This is a genomic window from Peribacillus glennii, from assembly GCF_003429105.1.
In the GTDB taxonomy this organism is placed as follows: Bacteria; Bacillota; Bacilli; order Bacillales; family DSM-1321; genus Peribacillus; species Peribacillus glennii.
The window spans coordinates 103,643-120,116 of record NZ_QVTD01000005.1 but is presented as its reverse complement, the minus strand read 5'-3'; the positions used below and the strand labels follow the sequence as shown (position 1 = coordinate 120,116).

General features: G+C 44.0%; 18 protein-coding genes. 15 read left to right on the top strand and 3 right to left on the bottom strand.

What is annotated here, in order from left to right; genetic code table 11:
• Nucleotides 1-29: 29 nt before the first annotated feature.
• The 13 genes from D0466_RS10085 to yunB all read left to right on the top strand — a co-directional run bounded on the left by D0466_RS10085 (nt 30) and on the right by yunB (nt 12,840).
• Nucleotides 30-872, top strand: a complete 843-nt coding sequence (locus D0466_RS10085; RefSeq protein ID WP_117322441.1) for a MetQ/NlpA family ABC transporter substrate-binding protein — start codon at nt 30-32, stop codon at nt 870-872.
• A 181-nt stretch (nt 873-1,053) separates the two neighbouring features.
• A complete protein-coding gene (locus D0466_RS10080; RefSeq protein ID WP_117322440.1) occupies nt 1,054-1,416 on the top strand; it encodes a carboxymuconolactone decarboxylase family protein in 363 nt (120 codons plus the stop codon).
• Nucleotides 1,417-1,831: 415 nt separating this feature from the next.
• On the top strand, nt 1,832-2,002 hold the full coding sequence (locus D0466_RS22545; RefSeq protein ID WP_199484536.1) for a hypothetical protein: 171 nt from the start codon (nt 1,832-1,834) through the stop codon (nt 2,000-2,002).
• Between the two features lie 596 nt (nt 2,003-2,598).
• Nucleotides 2,599-3,384 carry a Fe-S cluster assembly ATPase SufC gene (sufC, locus tag D0466_RS10075; RefSeq protein WP_101633524.1) on the top strand — a complete coding sequence of 262 codons (786 nt, stop codon included), beginning with the start codon at nt 2,599-2,601 and terminating at the stop codon, nt 3,382-3,384.
• A gap of 15 nt (nt 3,385-3,399) precedes the next feature.
• Nucleotides 3,400-4,707 carry a Fe-S cluster assembly protein SufD gene (gene sufD / locus D0466_RS10070; protein WP_117322439.1) on the top strand — a complete coding sequence of 436 codons (1,308 nt, stop codon included), beginning with the start codon at nt 3,400-3,402 and terminating at the stop codon, nt 4,705-4,707.
• Nucleotides 4,707-5,936 carry a cysteine desulfurase gene (locus D0466_RS10065; RefSeq protein ID WP_117322438.1) on the top strand — a complete coding sequence of 410 codons (1,230 nt, stop codon included), beginning with the start codon at nt 4,707-4,709 and terminating at the stop codon, nt 5,934-5,936. The genes sufD and D0466_RS10065 overlap by 1 nt, the downstream gene beginning before the upstream one ends.
• Nucleotides 5,926-6,363: a Fe-S cluster assembly sulfur transfer protein SufU gene (sufU, locus tag D0466_RS10060; RefSeq protein ID WP_117322437.1), complete on the top strand. Its 438-nt coding sequence runs from the start codon at nt 5,926-5,928 to the stop codon at nt 6,361-6,363. Before D0466_RS10065 ends, sufU begins: the two co-directional genes overlap by 11 nt.
• A gap of 60 nt (nt 6,364-6,423) precedes the next feature.
• On the top strand, nt 6,424-7,821 hold the full coding sequence (sufB, locus tag D0466_RS10055) for a Fe-S cluster assembly protein SufB (RefSeq protein WP_117322436.1): 1,398 nt from the start codon (nt 6,424-6,426) through the stop codon (nt 7,819-7,821).
• Nucleotides 7,822-8,062: 241 nt separating this feature from the next.
• The gene (locus tag D0466_RS10050; RefSeq protein WP_117322435.1) at nt 8,063-8,908 is read left to right on the top strand and encodes a DUF72 domain-containing protein; all 846 of its coding nucleotides are present in this window, start codon (nt 8,063-8,065) and stop codon (nt 8,906-8,908) included.
• A 66-nt stretch (nt 8,909-8,974) separates the two neighbouring features.
• Entirely contained in the window at nt 8,975-10,354 is a 1,380-nt protein-coding gene (locus D0466_RS10045) for a bifunctional metallophosphatase/5'-nucleotidase (protein WP_117322434.1), read from the top strand.
• A 64-nt stretch (nt 10,355-10,418) separates the two neighbouring features.
• Nucleotides 10,419-10,724: a YunC family protein gene (locus tag D0466_RS10040; protein WP_117322433.1), complete on the top strand. Its 306-nt coding sequence runs from the start codon at nt 10,419-10,421 to the stop codon at nt 10,722-10,724.
• Nucleotides 10,725-10,884: 160 nt separating this feature from the next.
• Nucleotides 10,885-11,988: an HD-GYP domain-containing protein gene (locus D0466_RS10035; protein ID WP_117322432.1), complete on the top strand. Its 1,104-nt coding sequence runs from the start codon at nt 10,885-10,887 to the stop codon at nt 11,986-11,988.
• Between the two features lie 93 nt (nt 11,989-12,081).
• The gene (gene yunB, locus D0466_RS10030; protein ID WP_233522605.1) at nt 12,082-12,840 is read left to right on the top strand and encodes a sporulation protein YunB; all 759 of its coding nucleotides are present in this window, start codon (nt 12,082-12,084) and stop codon (nt 12,838-12,840) included.
• Nucleotides 12,841-12,907: 67 nt separating this feature from the next.
• On the opposite strand, the gene D0466_RS10025 is transcribed toward yunB, so the two are convergent.
• Nucleotides 12,908-13,858: a M23 family metallopeptidase gene (locus D0466_RS10025; RefSeq protein WP_233522617.1), complete on the bottom strand. Its 951-nt coding sequence runs from the start codon at nt 13,856-13,858 to the stop codon at nt 12,908-12,910.
• A gap of 243 nt (nt 13,859-14,101) precedes the next feature.
• Here D0466_RS10025 and lipA point away from each other — a divergent pair, with 243 nt between their 5' ends.
• Complete coding sequence (gene lipA / locus D0466_RS10020) at nt 14,102-15,019, top strand: lipoyl synthase (RefSeq protein WP_117322430.1); 918 nt, start codon at nt 14,102-14,104, stop codon at nt 15,017-15,019.
• A gap of 116 nt (nt 15,020-15,135) precedes the next feature.
• On the opposite strand, the gene D0466_RS10015 is transcribed toward lipA, so the two are convergent.
• Nucleotides 15,136-15,750, bottom strand: coding sequence for a YhcN/YlaJ family sporulation lipoprotein (locus D0466_RS10015; protein ID WP_233522604.1), 615 nt, complete (start codon nt 15,748-15,750; stop codon nt 15,136-15,138).
• 115 nt (nt 15,751-15,865) lie between these two features.
• Between D0466_RS10015 and D0466_RS10010 the strand changes: the two genes are divergently transcribed.
• Complete coding sequence (locus D0466_RS10010) at nt 15,866-16,141, top strand: YutD family protein (RefSeq protein WP_117322428.1); 276 nt, start codon at nt 15,866-15,868, stop codon at nt 16,139-16,141.
• Between the two features lie 33 nt (nt 16,142-16,174).
• Here D0466_RS10010 and D0466_RS10005 read toward each other — a convergent pair whose 3' ends face one another.
• Nucleotides 16,175-16,468: a cytosolic protein gene (locus tag D0466_RS10005; RefSeq protein ID WP_117322427.1), complete on the bottom strand. Its 294-nt coding sequence runs from the start codon at nt 16,466-16,468 to the stop codon at nt 16,175-16,177.
• Nucleotides 16,469-16,474: the final 6 nt, after the last annotated feature.

Below are 16,474 nucleotides of genomic sequence, written 5' to 3'. Positions count from 1 at the left end.
TGAAATATGAAATTACAGGAGGAAAGAACATGAAAAAATGGTTTACTGCAATTGCTGCTTCTGCAGCGCTGGCACTTACTTTATCCGCTTGCGGCAGCAATGAAGGAGGCGGCGGCTCAACTGAGTCAAAATCTGATGAAAAGAAACTTGTGGTGGGTGCTTCCAATATCCCGCATGCTGAAATCCTGGAAAAGGCTAAGCCAATCCTGAAAGAAAAAGGCGTGGATATTGAAATCAAAAAGTTCCAGGACTATATCCTTCCAAATAAGGCACTTGCTGACGAGGAAATTGATGCAAACTATTTCCAGCACATCCCTTACATGGAACTTCAAATGAAGGATGAAGGCTATAAATTCGCCAATGCCGGCGGAGTCCATATCGAGCCAATCGGCATTTATTCCAAGAAGCACAAAAGCCTTGAGGATATCCCGGCAGGCGGAACCATCATCATGAGGGACTCCGTTGCTGACCACGGCCGTATCTTAACAATGTTCCAAGAAAAAGGCCTCATCAAACTCAAAGATGGTGTTGATAAGACAGAAGCTACAATCGATGATATTGTTGAAAACCCAAAAAAGCTTAAATTCAAGCCTGATGTTGAAGCTGGGTTATTGCCGCAGGTATACAATAACAATGAAGGTGATGCAGTAGTCATCAATGCCAATTATGCCCTTGATGCAGGATTGGACCCGGTTAATGACCCTATCGCAGTTGAATCGAAAGAGGACAATCCATATGTAAATATCATCACTGTCCGTGAAGGCGATGAAGACCGCGAAGAAATCAAAACATTGGTTGAGGTATTGCACTCTAAAGAAATCCAGGATTTCATCACAAACCAATACAAAGGCGCAGTATTGCCTGCAGAATAAAAGTGAAACAAGGGGGTGGCTTTAAAAAAGCCGCCCCCTTTTCCTGTTAGTTCAAGCCTCGATTTATGAATTTTTCTTCCTGATATCCTTTTTAACTTTTACCTTATAGTTGTGTTCTTTGCATATATGAATTCAGCATGTAAAATACTAAACAAGATATTGACTCGAAGGAGCTGATTATATGAGTAATGAACCGAGAAATCCTTCTGAAGCTGCCATCCATGATTATAAAGAGGGCCTTGGGGTTTTTATGCAGAAAATGCCGGATCTTGCCCAGCATTATAATGCCTTTACGGAAGCTTGCTTTAGGGAAGGGGCACTTGGCTATAAAGAAAAACAGTTGATAGCGCTGGGGATAAGTGTCTACACTCAGGATGAGTATTGCATCCTATATCATGTCAAGGGATGCCTGGACCATGGAGCCAGTGAACAGGAAATCATGGAAGCAATAGGCGTTTCCGCTGCCTTTGGAGGCGGAGCAGTCATGAGCCAGGCGGTTACGCTCGTCCAGGATGCTGTACAGGAATTATCAGAGCTGCATTAAAGAAAAGGTGCACTATCCTTCATAAGAACGTCAGCTAGCGAATTGCCACGCCCTTTCGCAACACCGTCATTAGTACATCTTTGTAGGTCGAAGCTAGGCATCAATGCATGTTGAAAATTGTATACTTTTTATCCAGGAAGAATAAACCTAAGCAGAATGTTGCGTTATGCATGCATGTCCGATTCCGCTTAGGTTTTTTTGTTCATACAGTATGGCAGACTAATATATGGAAGAAAAACAAAGCAATCCTGAGCATATGTAAAGCATCATATATCCTTTTTTTCTAAAGCAGGTCATTTCATGTTTAATCAAAGTTTATCGTGGGTAAAGAACATTGTGTAAACAAAATAAGCAATGATAGAATATAAGCGAACCGAAAAATGGAAAGGATTGATTCATTATCAACTCTCTAGATTTGAACGTTACAAGCGAAATGGAAAAGGCGATGCAGCAATCTCATGGATTTGGCTACAGCGAATACAGCAGGAAATTAGATCTCCGCATCCAGGTGGAAAAACGCAGACAAAGAGAGTATGAACAATGTAATCGAATCGTGAATGATCTCCAGCGCAGGCTTCACCCGTAAGTTTGCATGAATATACGATATAAGGCTGGCCAATAAGCTCAAGTGATGTATGTCCTGGCGAAAGTTTTCTATAAAGCGAAAACTTTTGGCCGGACATTAAACAAGGGTTTACAGGCCGGCCTTTTTCATTTTTCCAGACAGATAAAAAGTATGAATCATTTAGAACTTGCTAGAGTAAATACACAGGCTAAGTGCGCTGCACTCGGAGCAATGCCTATGTGAGCCACATCCTGAGGGCCCTACTACCCCTATGTGTTCATCTTTAATAATGGCTCGCCAAATCCGGGTTTTTTAACAAATATAGATAATTCAGAATGAAGAATAACGTTATTACAAAAGCTATGGCGTGGGAAACGGTTATGAATTAAAAGGGAATAATCAAGACAGTTCTCCTATACGCTTAAAGAAATCCACTGCACTATTCTTAAACACTACATTTATAGGGGAAATCTGCTCATATTAGTTGCTTCCACTTTTCATTTGTTATAAGATTGTAATGAGAATAAAATGAGAATGAGCACCAAACATTATAAATAGAAGGATAGTAAAAGGCTGTCCATGCTATAAATAAGGAATTAGTCCACGGAGGTATTAAAATGGCAGGTTCTACATTAACTATCAAAGATCTACATGTATCAATCGAGGGAAAGGAAATCCTGAAAGGGGTTAACCTTGAAGTAAAAGGCGGGGAAATCCATGCGATCATGGGACCGAATGGAACAGGGAAATCCACTTTGTCTTCTGCGATCATGGGCCACCCGAAATATGAAGTAACGAGCGGAAGCATCACTTTTGACGGCGAGGATGTACTTGAAATGGAAGTAGACGAGCGCGCGCGCGTCGGTCTTTTCCTGGCTATGCAATATCCAAGTGAAATCAATGGTGTTACGAATGCGGACTTCCTTCGTTCAGCCATCAACAGCCGCCGCGAAGAAGGCGACGAAATTTCATTAATGAAATTCATCCGTAAAATGGATGAAAAGATGGAATTCCTTGAAATGAGCGAAGATATGGCCCAACGATATCTGAACGAAGGGTTCTCCGGCGGTGAAAAGAAACGGAACGAGATCCTTCAGCTTATGATGATCGAGCCGAAGATCGCTATTCTTGACGAAATCGATTCAGGTTTGGATATCGACGCTTTAAAAGTAGTTTCAAAAGGAATCAATGAAATGCGCGGGGAAGATTTCGGATGCTTGATTATCACTCACTATCAGCGTCTATTAAATTATATTACTCCTGATTACGTACACGTTATGATGCAAGGCCGCGTAGTGAAATCCGGCGGACCTGAGCTGGCACAGCGCCTGGAAGCAGAAGGTTACGATTGGATTAAACAAGAATTAGGGATCGAAGACGAAACAGTTGGCCAAGAAGCGTAAACAGGAGGACCAGAAATGACTACGGAAACGAAACTACCGATCGAAAAGGAGACTATCAGCTCCTATTCACAGCAAAACAATGAACCATCCTGGCTATCGGAACTTCGAGTTCAGGCATTGGCTGAATTTGAAAACCTTCCGATGCCTAAACCGGATAAAACCAAAATTGACAAATGGAATTTCACTTCTTTTAAATCCCATACAGTCGAGAGCCAGGCATTCTCTTCCTTGGATGAGCTTCCGGAAGAAGTGAAGTCATTGATTAATATAGAAGAAGCAGGCAATTTATATATTCAACGCAACAATACGGCAGCCTTCATCAGCCTGAATGAAGAATTAAAGAATCAAGGCGTGATTTTCACGGATATTGTAACAGCAGCTCGTGAACATAGCGACCTTGTCCAAAAATATTTCATGAAAGACGGCGTGAAAGTGAACGAGCACCGGTTGACTGCGCTCCATGCAGCCTTGATGAATGGCGGTGCATTCCTTTATGTGCCTAAGAATGTTGAAATCAGCAAGCCAATCCAGTCTGTATTTATTGTAGACAACGCTGACACTGCGCTGTTTAACCATGTGCTGGTCGTTGCTGATGTCAATAGCTCGGTGACATACGTGGAAAACTATATTTCTACTGTAGAAGCAGAAAACGGAGTAGCCAATATTGTCACTGAAGTAATTGCTGGTGATAATGCGAAGGTTACGTATGGTGCGGTTGATACGTTATCCAAAGGTTACACTACTTATGTTAATCGTCGAGGCACAGCCAGCCGTGATGCCCGCATTGAATGGGCGCTTGGCCTGATGAATGACGGCAATACGGTTTCGGATAATACAACCTATCTCATGGGAGACGGTTCTTTCGGCGATACGAAAACAGTAGTGGTCGGCCGAGGAGAACAAAAGCAAAACTTTACCACACAGGTCATTCACCATGGTAAACGTTCAGAAGGATATATCCTGAAGCATGGTGTTATGAAGGACAGCGCTTCGTCCATCTTTAATGGAATCGGCAAAATCGAACATGGTGCGTCCAAATCAAATGCTGAGCAGGAATCGCGCGTTCTGATGCTAAGTGAAAAAGCACGCGGGGATGCAAACCCGATCCTTTTAATTGATGAAGACGATGTCACCGCAGGACATGCTGCTTCTGTCGGACGTGTGGATCCGATTCAGCTGTATTATTTGATGAGCCGGGGCATTGCGAAGCAAGAGGCAGAAAGGCTTGTCATCCATGGATTCCTTGCACCGGTTGTGAATGAACTTCCAATCGAAGGAGTTAAAAAGCAGCTGACAGAGGTAATTGAAAGGAAAGTCAGATAATGAACCCATACGAAATTCGTAAGCTTTTCCCCATATTGGATCAGGAAGTAAACGGTCAGCCGCTGGTTTATCTGGATAGCGCCGCAACATCGCAAAAGCCCGTTTCGGTCATTAAGGCAGTCGAGGATTACTACCGCGGTTATAATTCAAATGTGCATCGCGGGGTGCATACACTTGGCACGAAAGCTACGGATGCGTATGAAGGGGCACGTGAAAAAGCCAGAAAATTCATTAACGCAGCTTCTACGGAAGAAGTTATATTCACAAGAGGAACCACAACCTCCATCAACACGGTAGCAAGAAGCTACGGCGGCGCCAACCTTTCAGAAGGGGATGAAATCGTCATCTCCTATATGGAGCACCACAGCAATATCATTCCCTGGCAGCAGATTGCCAGGGAAACCGGTGCCACATTGAAATACGTACCGCTTCAGCAGGATGGAACCATTTCTCTTGATGATATGAAAGAGACCGTTACAGAACATACGAAAATCGTATCGATTATGCATGTTTCAAATGTTCTTGGCGTAATTAACCCGATTAAGGAAATCGCGGCGATTGCCCACCAAAATGGAGCTGTAATGGTTGTTGACGGTGCCCAAAGCGCACCGCATCTAAAAATTGATGTGCGTGATTTAGATTGTGATTTCTATGCGTTTTCCGGCCACAAAATGGTTGGCCCGACTGGCATAGGGGTACTTTATGGAAAGAAGGAGCATCTCGAAAAAATGGAGCCGATTGAATTCGGCGGAGAGATGATCGACTTTGTAGGTTTGTATGAATCTACATGGAAAGAACTGCCGTGGAAATTCGAAGGCGGAACGCCGATTATTGCAGGTGCGATTGGACTTGGTGCGGCCATTGACTTCCTGGAAGAGGTCGGTTTGGAGAATATTGAAGCCCATGAGCATAAACTGGCGGCATACGCACTTGAAAAAATGTCAGCGATTGAAGGCCTTACCATTTACGGCCCTAAGGATGCGAGCCAGCGTGCAGGGGTGGTAACATTCAATATAGAAGATGTCCATCCGCATGATGTAGCTACCGTATTGGATGCTGAGGGAATTGCCGTGCGGGCAGGCCATCATTGTGCGCAGCCCCTTATGAAATGGCTTGATGTTTCTTCAACGGCAAGAGCCAGCTTTTACCTGTACAATACGGAAGAAGACATTGATAAGCTTGTAGAAGGGCTTGTCAAAACAAAGGAGTATTTCAGTAATGTCTTTTAATAATCTGGATGCACTATACCGTCAAGTGATTATGGACCATTATAAAAATCCCCGCAACAAGGGTGCCTTGCAAGACGGAAGCCTTGTAGTCGATATGAACAACCCTACCTGCGGTGACCGGATACGGTTAACGATGAAGGTCGAAGACGGGAAAGTGACCGATACCAAGTTCGATGGCGAAGGCTGTTCAATCTCCATGAGCTCGGCTTCGATGATGACACAGGCGATTAAAGGGAAAGATACAGAAACAGCCATGAAGCTGTCAAAGATCTTTTCCGATATGATACAGGGCAAAGATTATAATGACAATGGGATGGACCTTGGTGATATAGAAGCCCTTCAGGGGGTATCTAAATTCCCTGCACGCATTAAATGTGCAACACTTGCATGGAAGGCGATGGAAAAGGGCCTGCAGGAGAATAAATAAGAAAGCAGAATGGCGCATGAGACCGCTATGCCTGCTTTCACGAAATGGAGGAAACGAGCTATGGCAAAGAAAATGCCTGAAATCGGTGATTATAAATATGGCTTTGCGGATAGAGATGTTTCTATTTTCCGTTCAAAGCGCGGCTTGACCAGGGAAATCGTCGAAGAAATTTCCCGTATGAAAGAAGAACCGCAATGGATGCTTGATTTCCGCCTGAAATCACTTGAGCATTTCTATAACATGCCAATGCCGCAATGGGGCGGGGATTTGGCCAGTTTAAACTTCGATGAAATCACTTATTATGTAAAACCTTCTGAGAAATCGGAACGTTCTTGGGATGAAGTGCCGGAAGAAATTAAACAAACTTTTGATAAACTTGGCATTCCCGAGGCTGAACAGAAGTACTTGGCCGGGGTCTCTGCACAGTATGAATCTGAAGTTGTTTATCACAACATGAAGGAAGACCTGGAAGAAATGGGTATCGTGTTTAAGGATACGGATTCGGCGCTAAAGGAAAATGAAGATATTTTCCGCGAACATTTCGGGAAAACGATTCCTCCTACTGATAACAAATTTGCTGCTTTAAACTCTGCAGTTTGGTCCGGCGGTTCATTCATCTATGTGCCAAAAGGTATAAAAGTTGATACTCCGCTTCAGGCCTATTTCCGTATTAATTCAGAAAACATGGGCCAATTCGAACGGACTCTGATCATTGTGGATGAAGGCGCTCATGTTCACTACGTAGAGGGCTGTACAGCACCGGTCTACACAACAAACTCGCTTCATAGTGCGGTTGTTGAGATCATTGTCAAAAAAGATGCGTATTGCCGTTATACAACCATCCAAAACTGGGCAAACAATGTATACAACCTGGTTACAAAGCGTGCGGTTTGTGACGCAAACGCTACAATGGAATGGATCGACGGAAATATCGGTTCCAAGCTGACAATGAAATACCCGGCTGTTATCCTTAAGGGTGAAGGCGCACGCGGTATGACATTATCCATTGCGATCGCTGGCAAAGGCCAACATCAGGATGCAGGGGCAAAAATGACGCATCTTGCACCGAACACGTCTTCAACGATCGTGTCTAAATCGATCTCCAAGCACGGCGGTAAAGTAACATATCGCGGAATCGTCCACTTCGGCCGTAAAGCTGATGGTGCACGAGCCAATATCGAATGTGACACCTTAATCATGGATAATCAGTCTACATCTGATACAATCCCATATAATGAAATCCTGAATGATAACATTTCGTTAGAGCATGAAGCGAAGGTATCCAAAGTATCTGAGGAACAGCTATTCTACCTTATGAGCCGCGGAATTTCCGAGCAGGAAGCTACTGAAATGATCGTAATGGGCTTCATCGAGCCATTCACGAAAGAGTTGCCAATGGAATATGCGGTTGAAATGAACCGCTTGATCAAGTTCGAAATGGAAGGTTCTATTGGTTAACAACAAAATTTATGCTTACACCAACCCGCTGGAGAGTTCCTTCAGCGGGTTTTTTACAAGGCAGATAAGCAAACTATAAAACATCCTATCCCCATTGAGCAGAATACAGCTAAGTACGCCACATACTTATGTCTTCCCCTGTGTGACCCAAATCCTGTGGGCCTAAACCTAATAGTAGCAGACCATTTCGATTGATATGTTAAGATAAGTTATAAAACTTTTGAAAGCAGATGTGATACGGATGATATATATCGGGGTTACAGGATGGGGTGACCATGATAGCTTGTACCCGGACAAGATTTCATCGAGGGATAAATTAAAGGAATACGCTTCCCACTTTCCAATCGTGGAACTTGATGCTTCGTTCTATGCGATACAGCCGATACGCAATGCGGAAAAATGGATTGCTGACACGCCTTCATCATTCCGTTTCATTGTCAAGGCTTACCAAGGCATGACAGGGCATCAGCGCGGTGAAATCCCATTCGGAAATCAGCAAGAGATGTTTGCTGCCTTTTCCGATTCTCTCCAAACATTTAAAGAGGCCGGGAAACTATCAATGGTGTTATTCCAGTTTCCTCCATGGTTTGAATGTAAAAAAGAAAATGTCGAGTATCTCCGCTGGTGCAAGCAGGAAATGGGGAATACACCAGTTGCCATTGAGTTTCGCAATAATACCTGGTACCAACCCAGGTTCTATGATAAAACACTAGCGTTTATCAAAAAAGAAGGCTGGATCCATACAGTTTGCGATGAACCCCAAGCTGGCGAGGGATCCGTTCCAATCGTACCTGAAGCAACGGATCCTGACAAAACACTAGTCCGTTTTCACGGCCGTAATGTGAATGGGTGGAAAAAGCCGGGTGCGGGAAATTGGCGCGAAGTTCGGTATTTATACAGGTATAACAGGAAAGAACTTGAAGAGTGGGTCCAAAAGCTAAGGGAGCTGGAAAAGCAGTCAAAAAATATTTATGTTCTATTCAATAATAATTCAGGCGGGGACGCGAGCCTTAATGCAAAGGAGATGATCCGCCTTCTTGATATAAAATATGAAGGGCTTGCCCCAAGGCAGCTTGGTTTATTTTAACTGAAAAGTGATTCCCGGCCAAGGTAATCGTCTTGGTCGGGGCTTTAGTGAATAGAGGGAGTAATTATGTCAGAAACTATCCATTTATATCATACAAATGACCTTCACAGCCATTTTGAAAATTGGCCGCGGATCAAACAGCTTCTTGGTGAAAGGAAAAAGCTTCACAAAGAAGTTGGAGAGGAATCGATTTTCCTGGATATCGGCGACCATGTTGACCGCTGGCATCCATTTACAGAAGGGACGCTTGGGAAAGTGAATGTGGATCTGCTCAATGAAGCAGGGTACCAATATGCGGCAATCGGAAATAATGAAGGCATCACCCTGCCGCATGAGGGACTGGATTCTTTATATAATGAAGCAGATTTCAAAGTTCTTGCCGCCAACGTTTACCAAACTAGCGGAGAAAGGCCTCCATGGGCTCTTCCCTATGCGATACATACAACACAAGCTGGAACGAAGATAGGCTTGATTGGGTTAACCGCATTTTTTCAAAAGTTCTATTCGGGTTTGGGGTGGAGCCTTTCCGATCCTTTCGAGGAGCTAAGCAGGCAGATGGGCATCCTTAAAGAAAAGAGCGATCTGATTGTCATCCTCTCCCATCTCGGACTTCCCAACGATGAAAGGATGGCAGAAGATTTTCCGGAAATCGATATTATCCTGGGTGGGCATACGCACCACATCCTTCATCAAGGCAGTATGTCAGGAAATACTCTTCTATGCTGCGCGGGCAAATATGGTATGTATGTCGGGCATGTCGAGATTACGGTGGATGACAGCAAGAATGTGGTACGGAAAATTGCCCGCATATATGACACAAATGAATTACAGGAGGCTCCCGATGAAAGGGCATGGATTGATAACATGTATCACGAAGGCCGTGAACAATTGCAAGATCCATGTGTCTTGCTTCCTGAAAACCTTGAATCTGAGTGGTTTAAGCCTTCAAGACTGTCAAATATGTTATGTGAAGCCTTAAGGGAATGGTGCAGGGCGGACTGTGCCTTTTTGAATGCAGGGCTTCTTTTGGAAGGGCTGCAAGCAGGGGAAGTAACCAAAGGAGACATCCATCAGATGCTCCCGCATCCTATTAATCCATGTGTTGTTGAGTTAAGCGGAAGCGAGTTGAAGGAAATCCTGCTGCAATCATTGAACGAAGAATGGCCGCATATCCAGCTGAAAGGCTTTGGTTTTAGGGGAAAGATTATGGGAGTTATTGTCTATGACCGTGTTGAGTTCAAAAAAGCGGAAAATGGAATCATACGGGAAGTACTGGTGGACGGGAAGGCACTTATTCCGGGCAGACTCTATAAACTGGCTATTCCAGATATGTATACGTTTGGTTCCTTCTTCCCGCAAATCCAGCGTTCCAAGGATAAGGAATACTTCATGCCCGAGTTTTTGAGGGATATCATGGCTTGGAAGTTAAAGCAATCGTATTCTTGAAATCCAGACACCCATCCTTTGTTCATTTCATAAAATAGGAATGAAGAGGGAAGGAGCGGTGCAAATGATAAACGTTACCCCCATCGTGATCGAGGGCAAAACAGTTCTTGGCATTTCCGTTTTGCTGCCAAAAACGAATTTAATCGCAATCACGACCGGAAAAGGTTATATCATGTGCGGAGCGTTAGATGTCGGTCTCCTGAACGATCGATTGAAAGACCGGAACATAATAGCTGGAAGGGCCGTAGGGGTTAAAACGTTGGATGAATTGATGGAAGCACCTTTGGAGTCCGTCACGCATGAGGCGGAAAGAGTCGGAATTACGATAGGCATGCAAGGTAAAGCCGCTTTATTAAGAATGCTTGAATAAGGATATATCCGATGGACAGCCATGGCTGTCCATCTTTTTTTGCTATTTTAGAAATTTATCTTCATACTTAACACCCTGTAACCGATAAAATCAATAAAGGCTGTGTCGCAGTAGCAGATGCCCGACAAAGTCAATTCAAGGTTAAACAGGAGCGCCGAACATGAGATTATGGACTACTGAATCACTCACACAAGGGATGAGGCTTGGGAAAAGTATTAGAAATGAACGCGGGCAAATCCTAATAAACGAAGGCATCGAACTAAATGAGAAGCTGATTCGGCGGTTGAAGGAGCTTGGAATCCCGTTTGTATATATACAGGATCCAAGGACAGAACATATTAAGCCCGGAAAGAACATTACTGAAACATTAAGAAGAGAAGCGATAAGCACAATTGAAAATACCTTCACTGACCTGCAGAAAAATGATTCGCTTTCAAGTTCATTTGTTATAGAGAAAGCTTACCGGCGTTTTTCGGGGTTAATTCGCCATATTATGAATGACATACGCAGCAATGACGAACTGCTTACATTGCTGGCTGATGTCTATACATATGATAATTACATTTTCACGCATTCATTGAATGTTACGCTATATTCCCTGGCTATTGGCATGGAGCTGAAGCTTAGTTCAAAGCAATTGGAAACGCTAGGCCTCGGCGCTATCCTCCATGATGTAGGAAAGATGCTTGTTCCTGTTGAAATTCTGATGAAGCCGGGACGGCTCACAAAAGAAGAATTTGAGGAAATAAAAAAGCATTCCGAGACAGGCTTTCATTTGATCAGGAACGTACAGACCCTTCCGCTGTTGGTGGCACACTGCGCTTATCAGCACCACGAGAGGATTGACGGCTCAGGCTATCCACGCGGGCTTACAGGTGATGATATCCATTTCTTTGGGAAAATCATCGCTGTTGCAGATGTATTTGATGCTGTTACATCAAACAGGGTATACCGATCCGCCATGCTTCCACATGAAGGGCTGGAAATTTTGTATGCCGGTTCAGGCGTTCAATTCGAAATGAAAGTGGTTGAGGCGTTCAGGCGGGCTGTCGCCGTTTACCCGAACGGGCTTGGTGTGACGTTGAATGATGGCCGCAAAGGTATAGTTTCGCGCCAGAATGTTGGCTGCAGTGACAGGCCGGTTATTGAGATACTCGAAGAAAACGGTGAACAACTTGAAGCTCCCTATGAACTGGATTTAAATAACCATAATCATCTTGTTATTGCCGGATGTGACACTGCTCAAGCAAAAATCAATAATTGAATCGCACACAATTAAATCAATAGACTTTCCGAGAAAATAAGAATGATGATCTCCCTGGCAAGCATACACATAGCTTGTAAGGGGGGATTTTTTTTGGTTCTGAAACGTATGAAGAAAGGCCCTTTGCCGCTACGCTATGTATTCCTGCTTACGTTTGTGTTCTTTATTTTTTCCACAGCGGGCGGGTTATTCTTTATCAATAAAGGAATAGAGCCGGCCTTAATGAGTTATGCCGAAGCCCAATCAAGAAAAATAGCCGTTCTTGTTATCAATAAGGCGATCAATAAGAAAATCGTTGATGCTACAGATACAAATGCATTGATTCAAGAGATCCCAACAAGTGATAGCAACGGAAGGCCCTCTCTTGGTTGGAATACAGCATTGATCAACCGTATCCAGGGAGAAACGCAAAATTTAATTTTAATGAATTTAAAAGAAGCGGAAAAAGGAAACTTTTCTGGTTTAGAATCATTGACGGATATAGATGTCGAAATGGATGAAAAGGCAGAATCATCCGGCTTGGTCTTCCATGTCCCATTGGGGCAGGCGACAAACATTGCCTTACTGGGAAATGTGGGCCCGAAAATACCCGTAAAATTTGAGGCATTGGGAGATGCCAAGGCAACTGTTAAATGGAAAACGGTACCCTCGGGAATTAACAATACAACGGTTGACTTCCATATCCATGTCGTGGTGAATATACAAGTAATCCTCCCCATCGCAACGAAGATGACCACGGTGGAACACAATATTCCTCTTGGAGGGGCATTAATACCTGGAGATGTGCCTCAGTATTATAATAATGGAGGAAATTCAAGTCCGGCCATAGAATTGCCGAAAAACAAAAAATAAGAAAAGGAATTGTGTGATAAGGGGCTCACCCCTTATCACATAAATTCGCTCTCCAGCATTAGTTTCATCATTTGCGTCTCTTGGCTAGATCTTTCCGTTCCCACATGCGTAAATGCGGAGTGGGGTCAAAGCTCCATTCAATGAAGCCGTTATCCTTATACATTCCATAATGCAGATGAGGAGGGAATTTGCCAGAGGTGCCAGGCGGCCCGTATCCTGTGCTGCCCACACCGCCGATTACCATTCCCGGTTCAACAATCTGGCCAACATTAAGGCCGCTTTTGAACCCGCTTAAATGTGCAAAATAATGGTAGGTATTATTGATATCGCGGATACCGATTCTCCACCCCCCATATTTATTCCAGCCTTTCATTTCAATGATCCCAAAGCATGTGGACCTGACCGGCAAGCCATAATCAGCGAAAATATCGGTTCCCTCATGGATCCGCCTTCCACCCCATCCTCTACCGGCACCCCAGGTACTTCGATAGCTGTAATGAGTTCGTACCGGAACCGGAAAGGCTTTCTCCTGCAGGTCGATACGGCCATACTTTTTAAAGAGTGCGGCATTCCCCATGATGAATCCGACCGCTTTATCCCGCTTATAATAATTCCATAAAGCAATTCGGAAATTATCTTGATCCGTCCCATAAGCTAAAATATGGTTCGCAAGCGTATACAGCAGATCTTCATCACTACTGATGTCTGCCACTCCGTCCCCGTTGCCGTCCTGGCCAATTCCACCAAAAAACGTGATAGACAGAGGATTATTATCATTTTTGTCCGGGTTCATGATGCCGCTCCACTTTTCGGGTTCAATATAAATCCCGACAGCGCCCTTTGCTTTATCTAAATCCCTTCTCGCATCGCGAAGGCTATGTTCATATTGGTCAATGGCTGCCATATAGTACCAGGGAATTTGCATGGCTGCTTCAATATTTTTATACAGCAGCATCCTTTTCGCTGCCCGTTCTTCATCCGTCAATTCCGGTTGGCCAATCGCGGCTTCTGCTTCCATTTGGAAAGAGCCGCATAATAAAAAGAATACCATCGATGAAAGGATCCATTTTGACAACACGCGAGGTCCTCCTTTCTTGCATTATTTCATGGAATTAGTTTGCTAAATTAGAGACAAAATAATGAAATTAAATAATGGTAATAAGCCCTGAAACTTGTCGGGATACAATTTATTATGATAAAGTGACTACGTATACATAAAACAAACTCGACATGAAATTACAGAAATGGAGTGATATCTTCCATGAGTACAAAAGAAGAGCATGTGCGCAAACCGGAATGGTTAAAAATAAAATTAAATACGAACGAAAATTACACTGGCTTGAAAAAAATGATGCGTGAGAAGAATTTACATACCGTATGTGAAGAAGCAAAATGCCCAAATATCCATGAATGCTGGGCTGTAAGAAGAACTGCTACTTTCATGATCCTCGGTGATGTGTGTACGAGGGCATGCCGTTTCTGTGCCGTTAAGACCGGCCTTCCTAGTGAATTGGACTTGGCTGAGCCTGAACGGGTTGCTGACTCTGTATTTACCATGAATCTAAAGCATGCGGTTATTACAGCAGTGGCCCGTGACGATCTAAAAGACGGAGGGTCTGCAGTTTTTGCCGAAACAGTAAGGGCAATCCGCAGAAAGAACCCTTTCACTACAATAGAAGTACTCCCTTCAGATATGGGTGGAGTATATGAAAACCTTAAAACGCTGATGGATGCGAAGCCGGATATTCTCAACCATAACATCGAAACGGTAAGGCGGTTGTCCGACCGCGTCCGCGCGAGAGCCAAATATAACCGTTCATTGGAGTTATTATTACGGGCAAAAGAAATGTATCCTGAAATTCCTACTAAATCGAGCCTTATGATCGGCCTTGGTGAAACGAAGGAAGAAATCATTGAAACCATGGATGACCTTCGTGCGCACAAGGTCGATATCATGACAATCGGGCAGTACCTGCAGCCGACGAAAAAGCACCTCAAAGTACAGAAATATTACAGTCCGGAAGAATTTGCCGAGCTTAAGGAAATCGCACTTTCAAAAGGATTCAGCCACTGTGAAGCAGGGCCTCTGGTCCGTTCCTCCTACCATGCGGACGAGCAGGTAAATGCAGCGTCAAAGCAGTTGCACCAGCAAGGGGAAAAAGTTCTTGAGGCGAATTAACCGGAACAATGAAGGAAGTGCCGTTTTTCACGGCACTTTCTTGCTGTTCACGCGTCTAGGCTGTTTTCCGTCTGCGCTTTTTGGTTTTCCGGTTGAGATCAACATGAATAAGCCCGTCACCTATGCTCACCGACACTCTCGCCATTCGCGTTTTCTTCATCGCTGACCTTGCTTCCCTGAGGGGATTTCAGCATTTGCTTTATGGTTTTATCAAGGGCGTATTCGATGTCCCGGCTTCTTGAATCCAAGGTGGCATAGTTTTCGATATTCTGCCTTAAGGCCATATTGTCGCTGACGTAAACATGATAATATCTAGGTACAGTGGCCATGGCGGTTCTTTTGACCTGGTCTGCAGTGTAATTTCGGTTGTTTGAATCCGTACTATAAACGATTAACACTTCTTCATCTGTGACAAGTGTGGAAACATCGTTTACGTTCGGGATTTGGTTGCTCAGGCGGGAAATTATATCGGCCAGCTGCTCCCTGTCAATCGATGGAGTGTGGTCCCCGTTCTGATCCTCGCCTGTCGTATTATTCACGCGGGTAAAACCGAAATCATCACTGTCATGATTCCGGCCGCGGTAGTCTTCTTCATAATATTGAGTCGGAGAATCCATGCTGCTTGGATTGGCGTTATCATGCAACCCGGTGCCCCGTCCATCGCCGTCCTCACCACAGCCGTTTAGAATTACTAATGATGCTATTCCTGCTGCCAACAGAGCTTTTCGCAAATAAAACACCCCCCATTATCTAGGATGAACCATTTAAAAAAATTCCGGCTTAGAAATTCATGGGGAATGAGTTATAATTTAAGATAGCCTATTGTCATTTTGTGAGGTGAAAAAAATGATAAGCATCAATAATATTTCCTATGAAGTAGCAAAGGATTACAGGGAAGGCTTTAAAGAAGAAGCATTTCGTGCCCGGTACAGTGAAATTTTAACGAAATACGATTATATAGTCGGGGATTGGGGATATGGCCAGCTCAGGCTCCGGGGTTTTTTTGATGACCAGAACCAAAAGGCCACCTTTGACACAAAAATAAGCACGCTTAATGAATATTTATATGAATACTGCAACTTTGGATGCCCTTATTTTGTAGTGAAAAAAATAAAGAAATAGTAAAGAGCCGGTTGTCATCCCGGCCCTTTGTGCTTAACTTTGATTATCGGTCTGTGTATAGGGAGGCTGTCCGCCTGCGTCCGGATCATCGTGTGTCGGATGTGCCCCATCGTATTGCCGCGGCATACCTTCATGCAGGGATTTATTTTCATAATTAAAAGCGGTGTACTGTCTTTGCCCTTTCTCCCAGGGTCCGCTTTTATTTTCCACCGCCCGATTTTCTCCTTTTGGTGTGCCGTAAGGCCCCTCCGGGAATTCTTCCGGAATTATATAATCCCTCTGCTTTCCCACATTCGCGAAATCGGAATACGAGTCTTTCCCTTCCAATGCTAT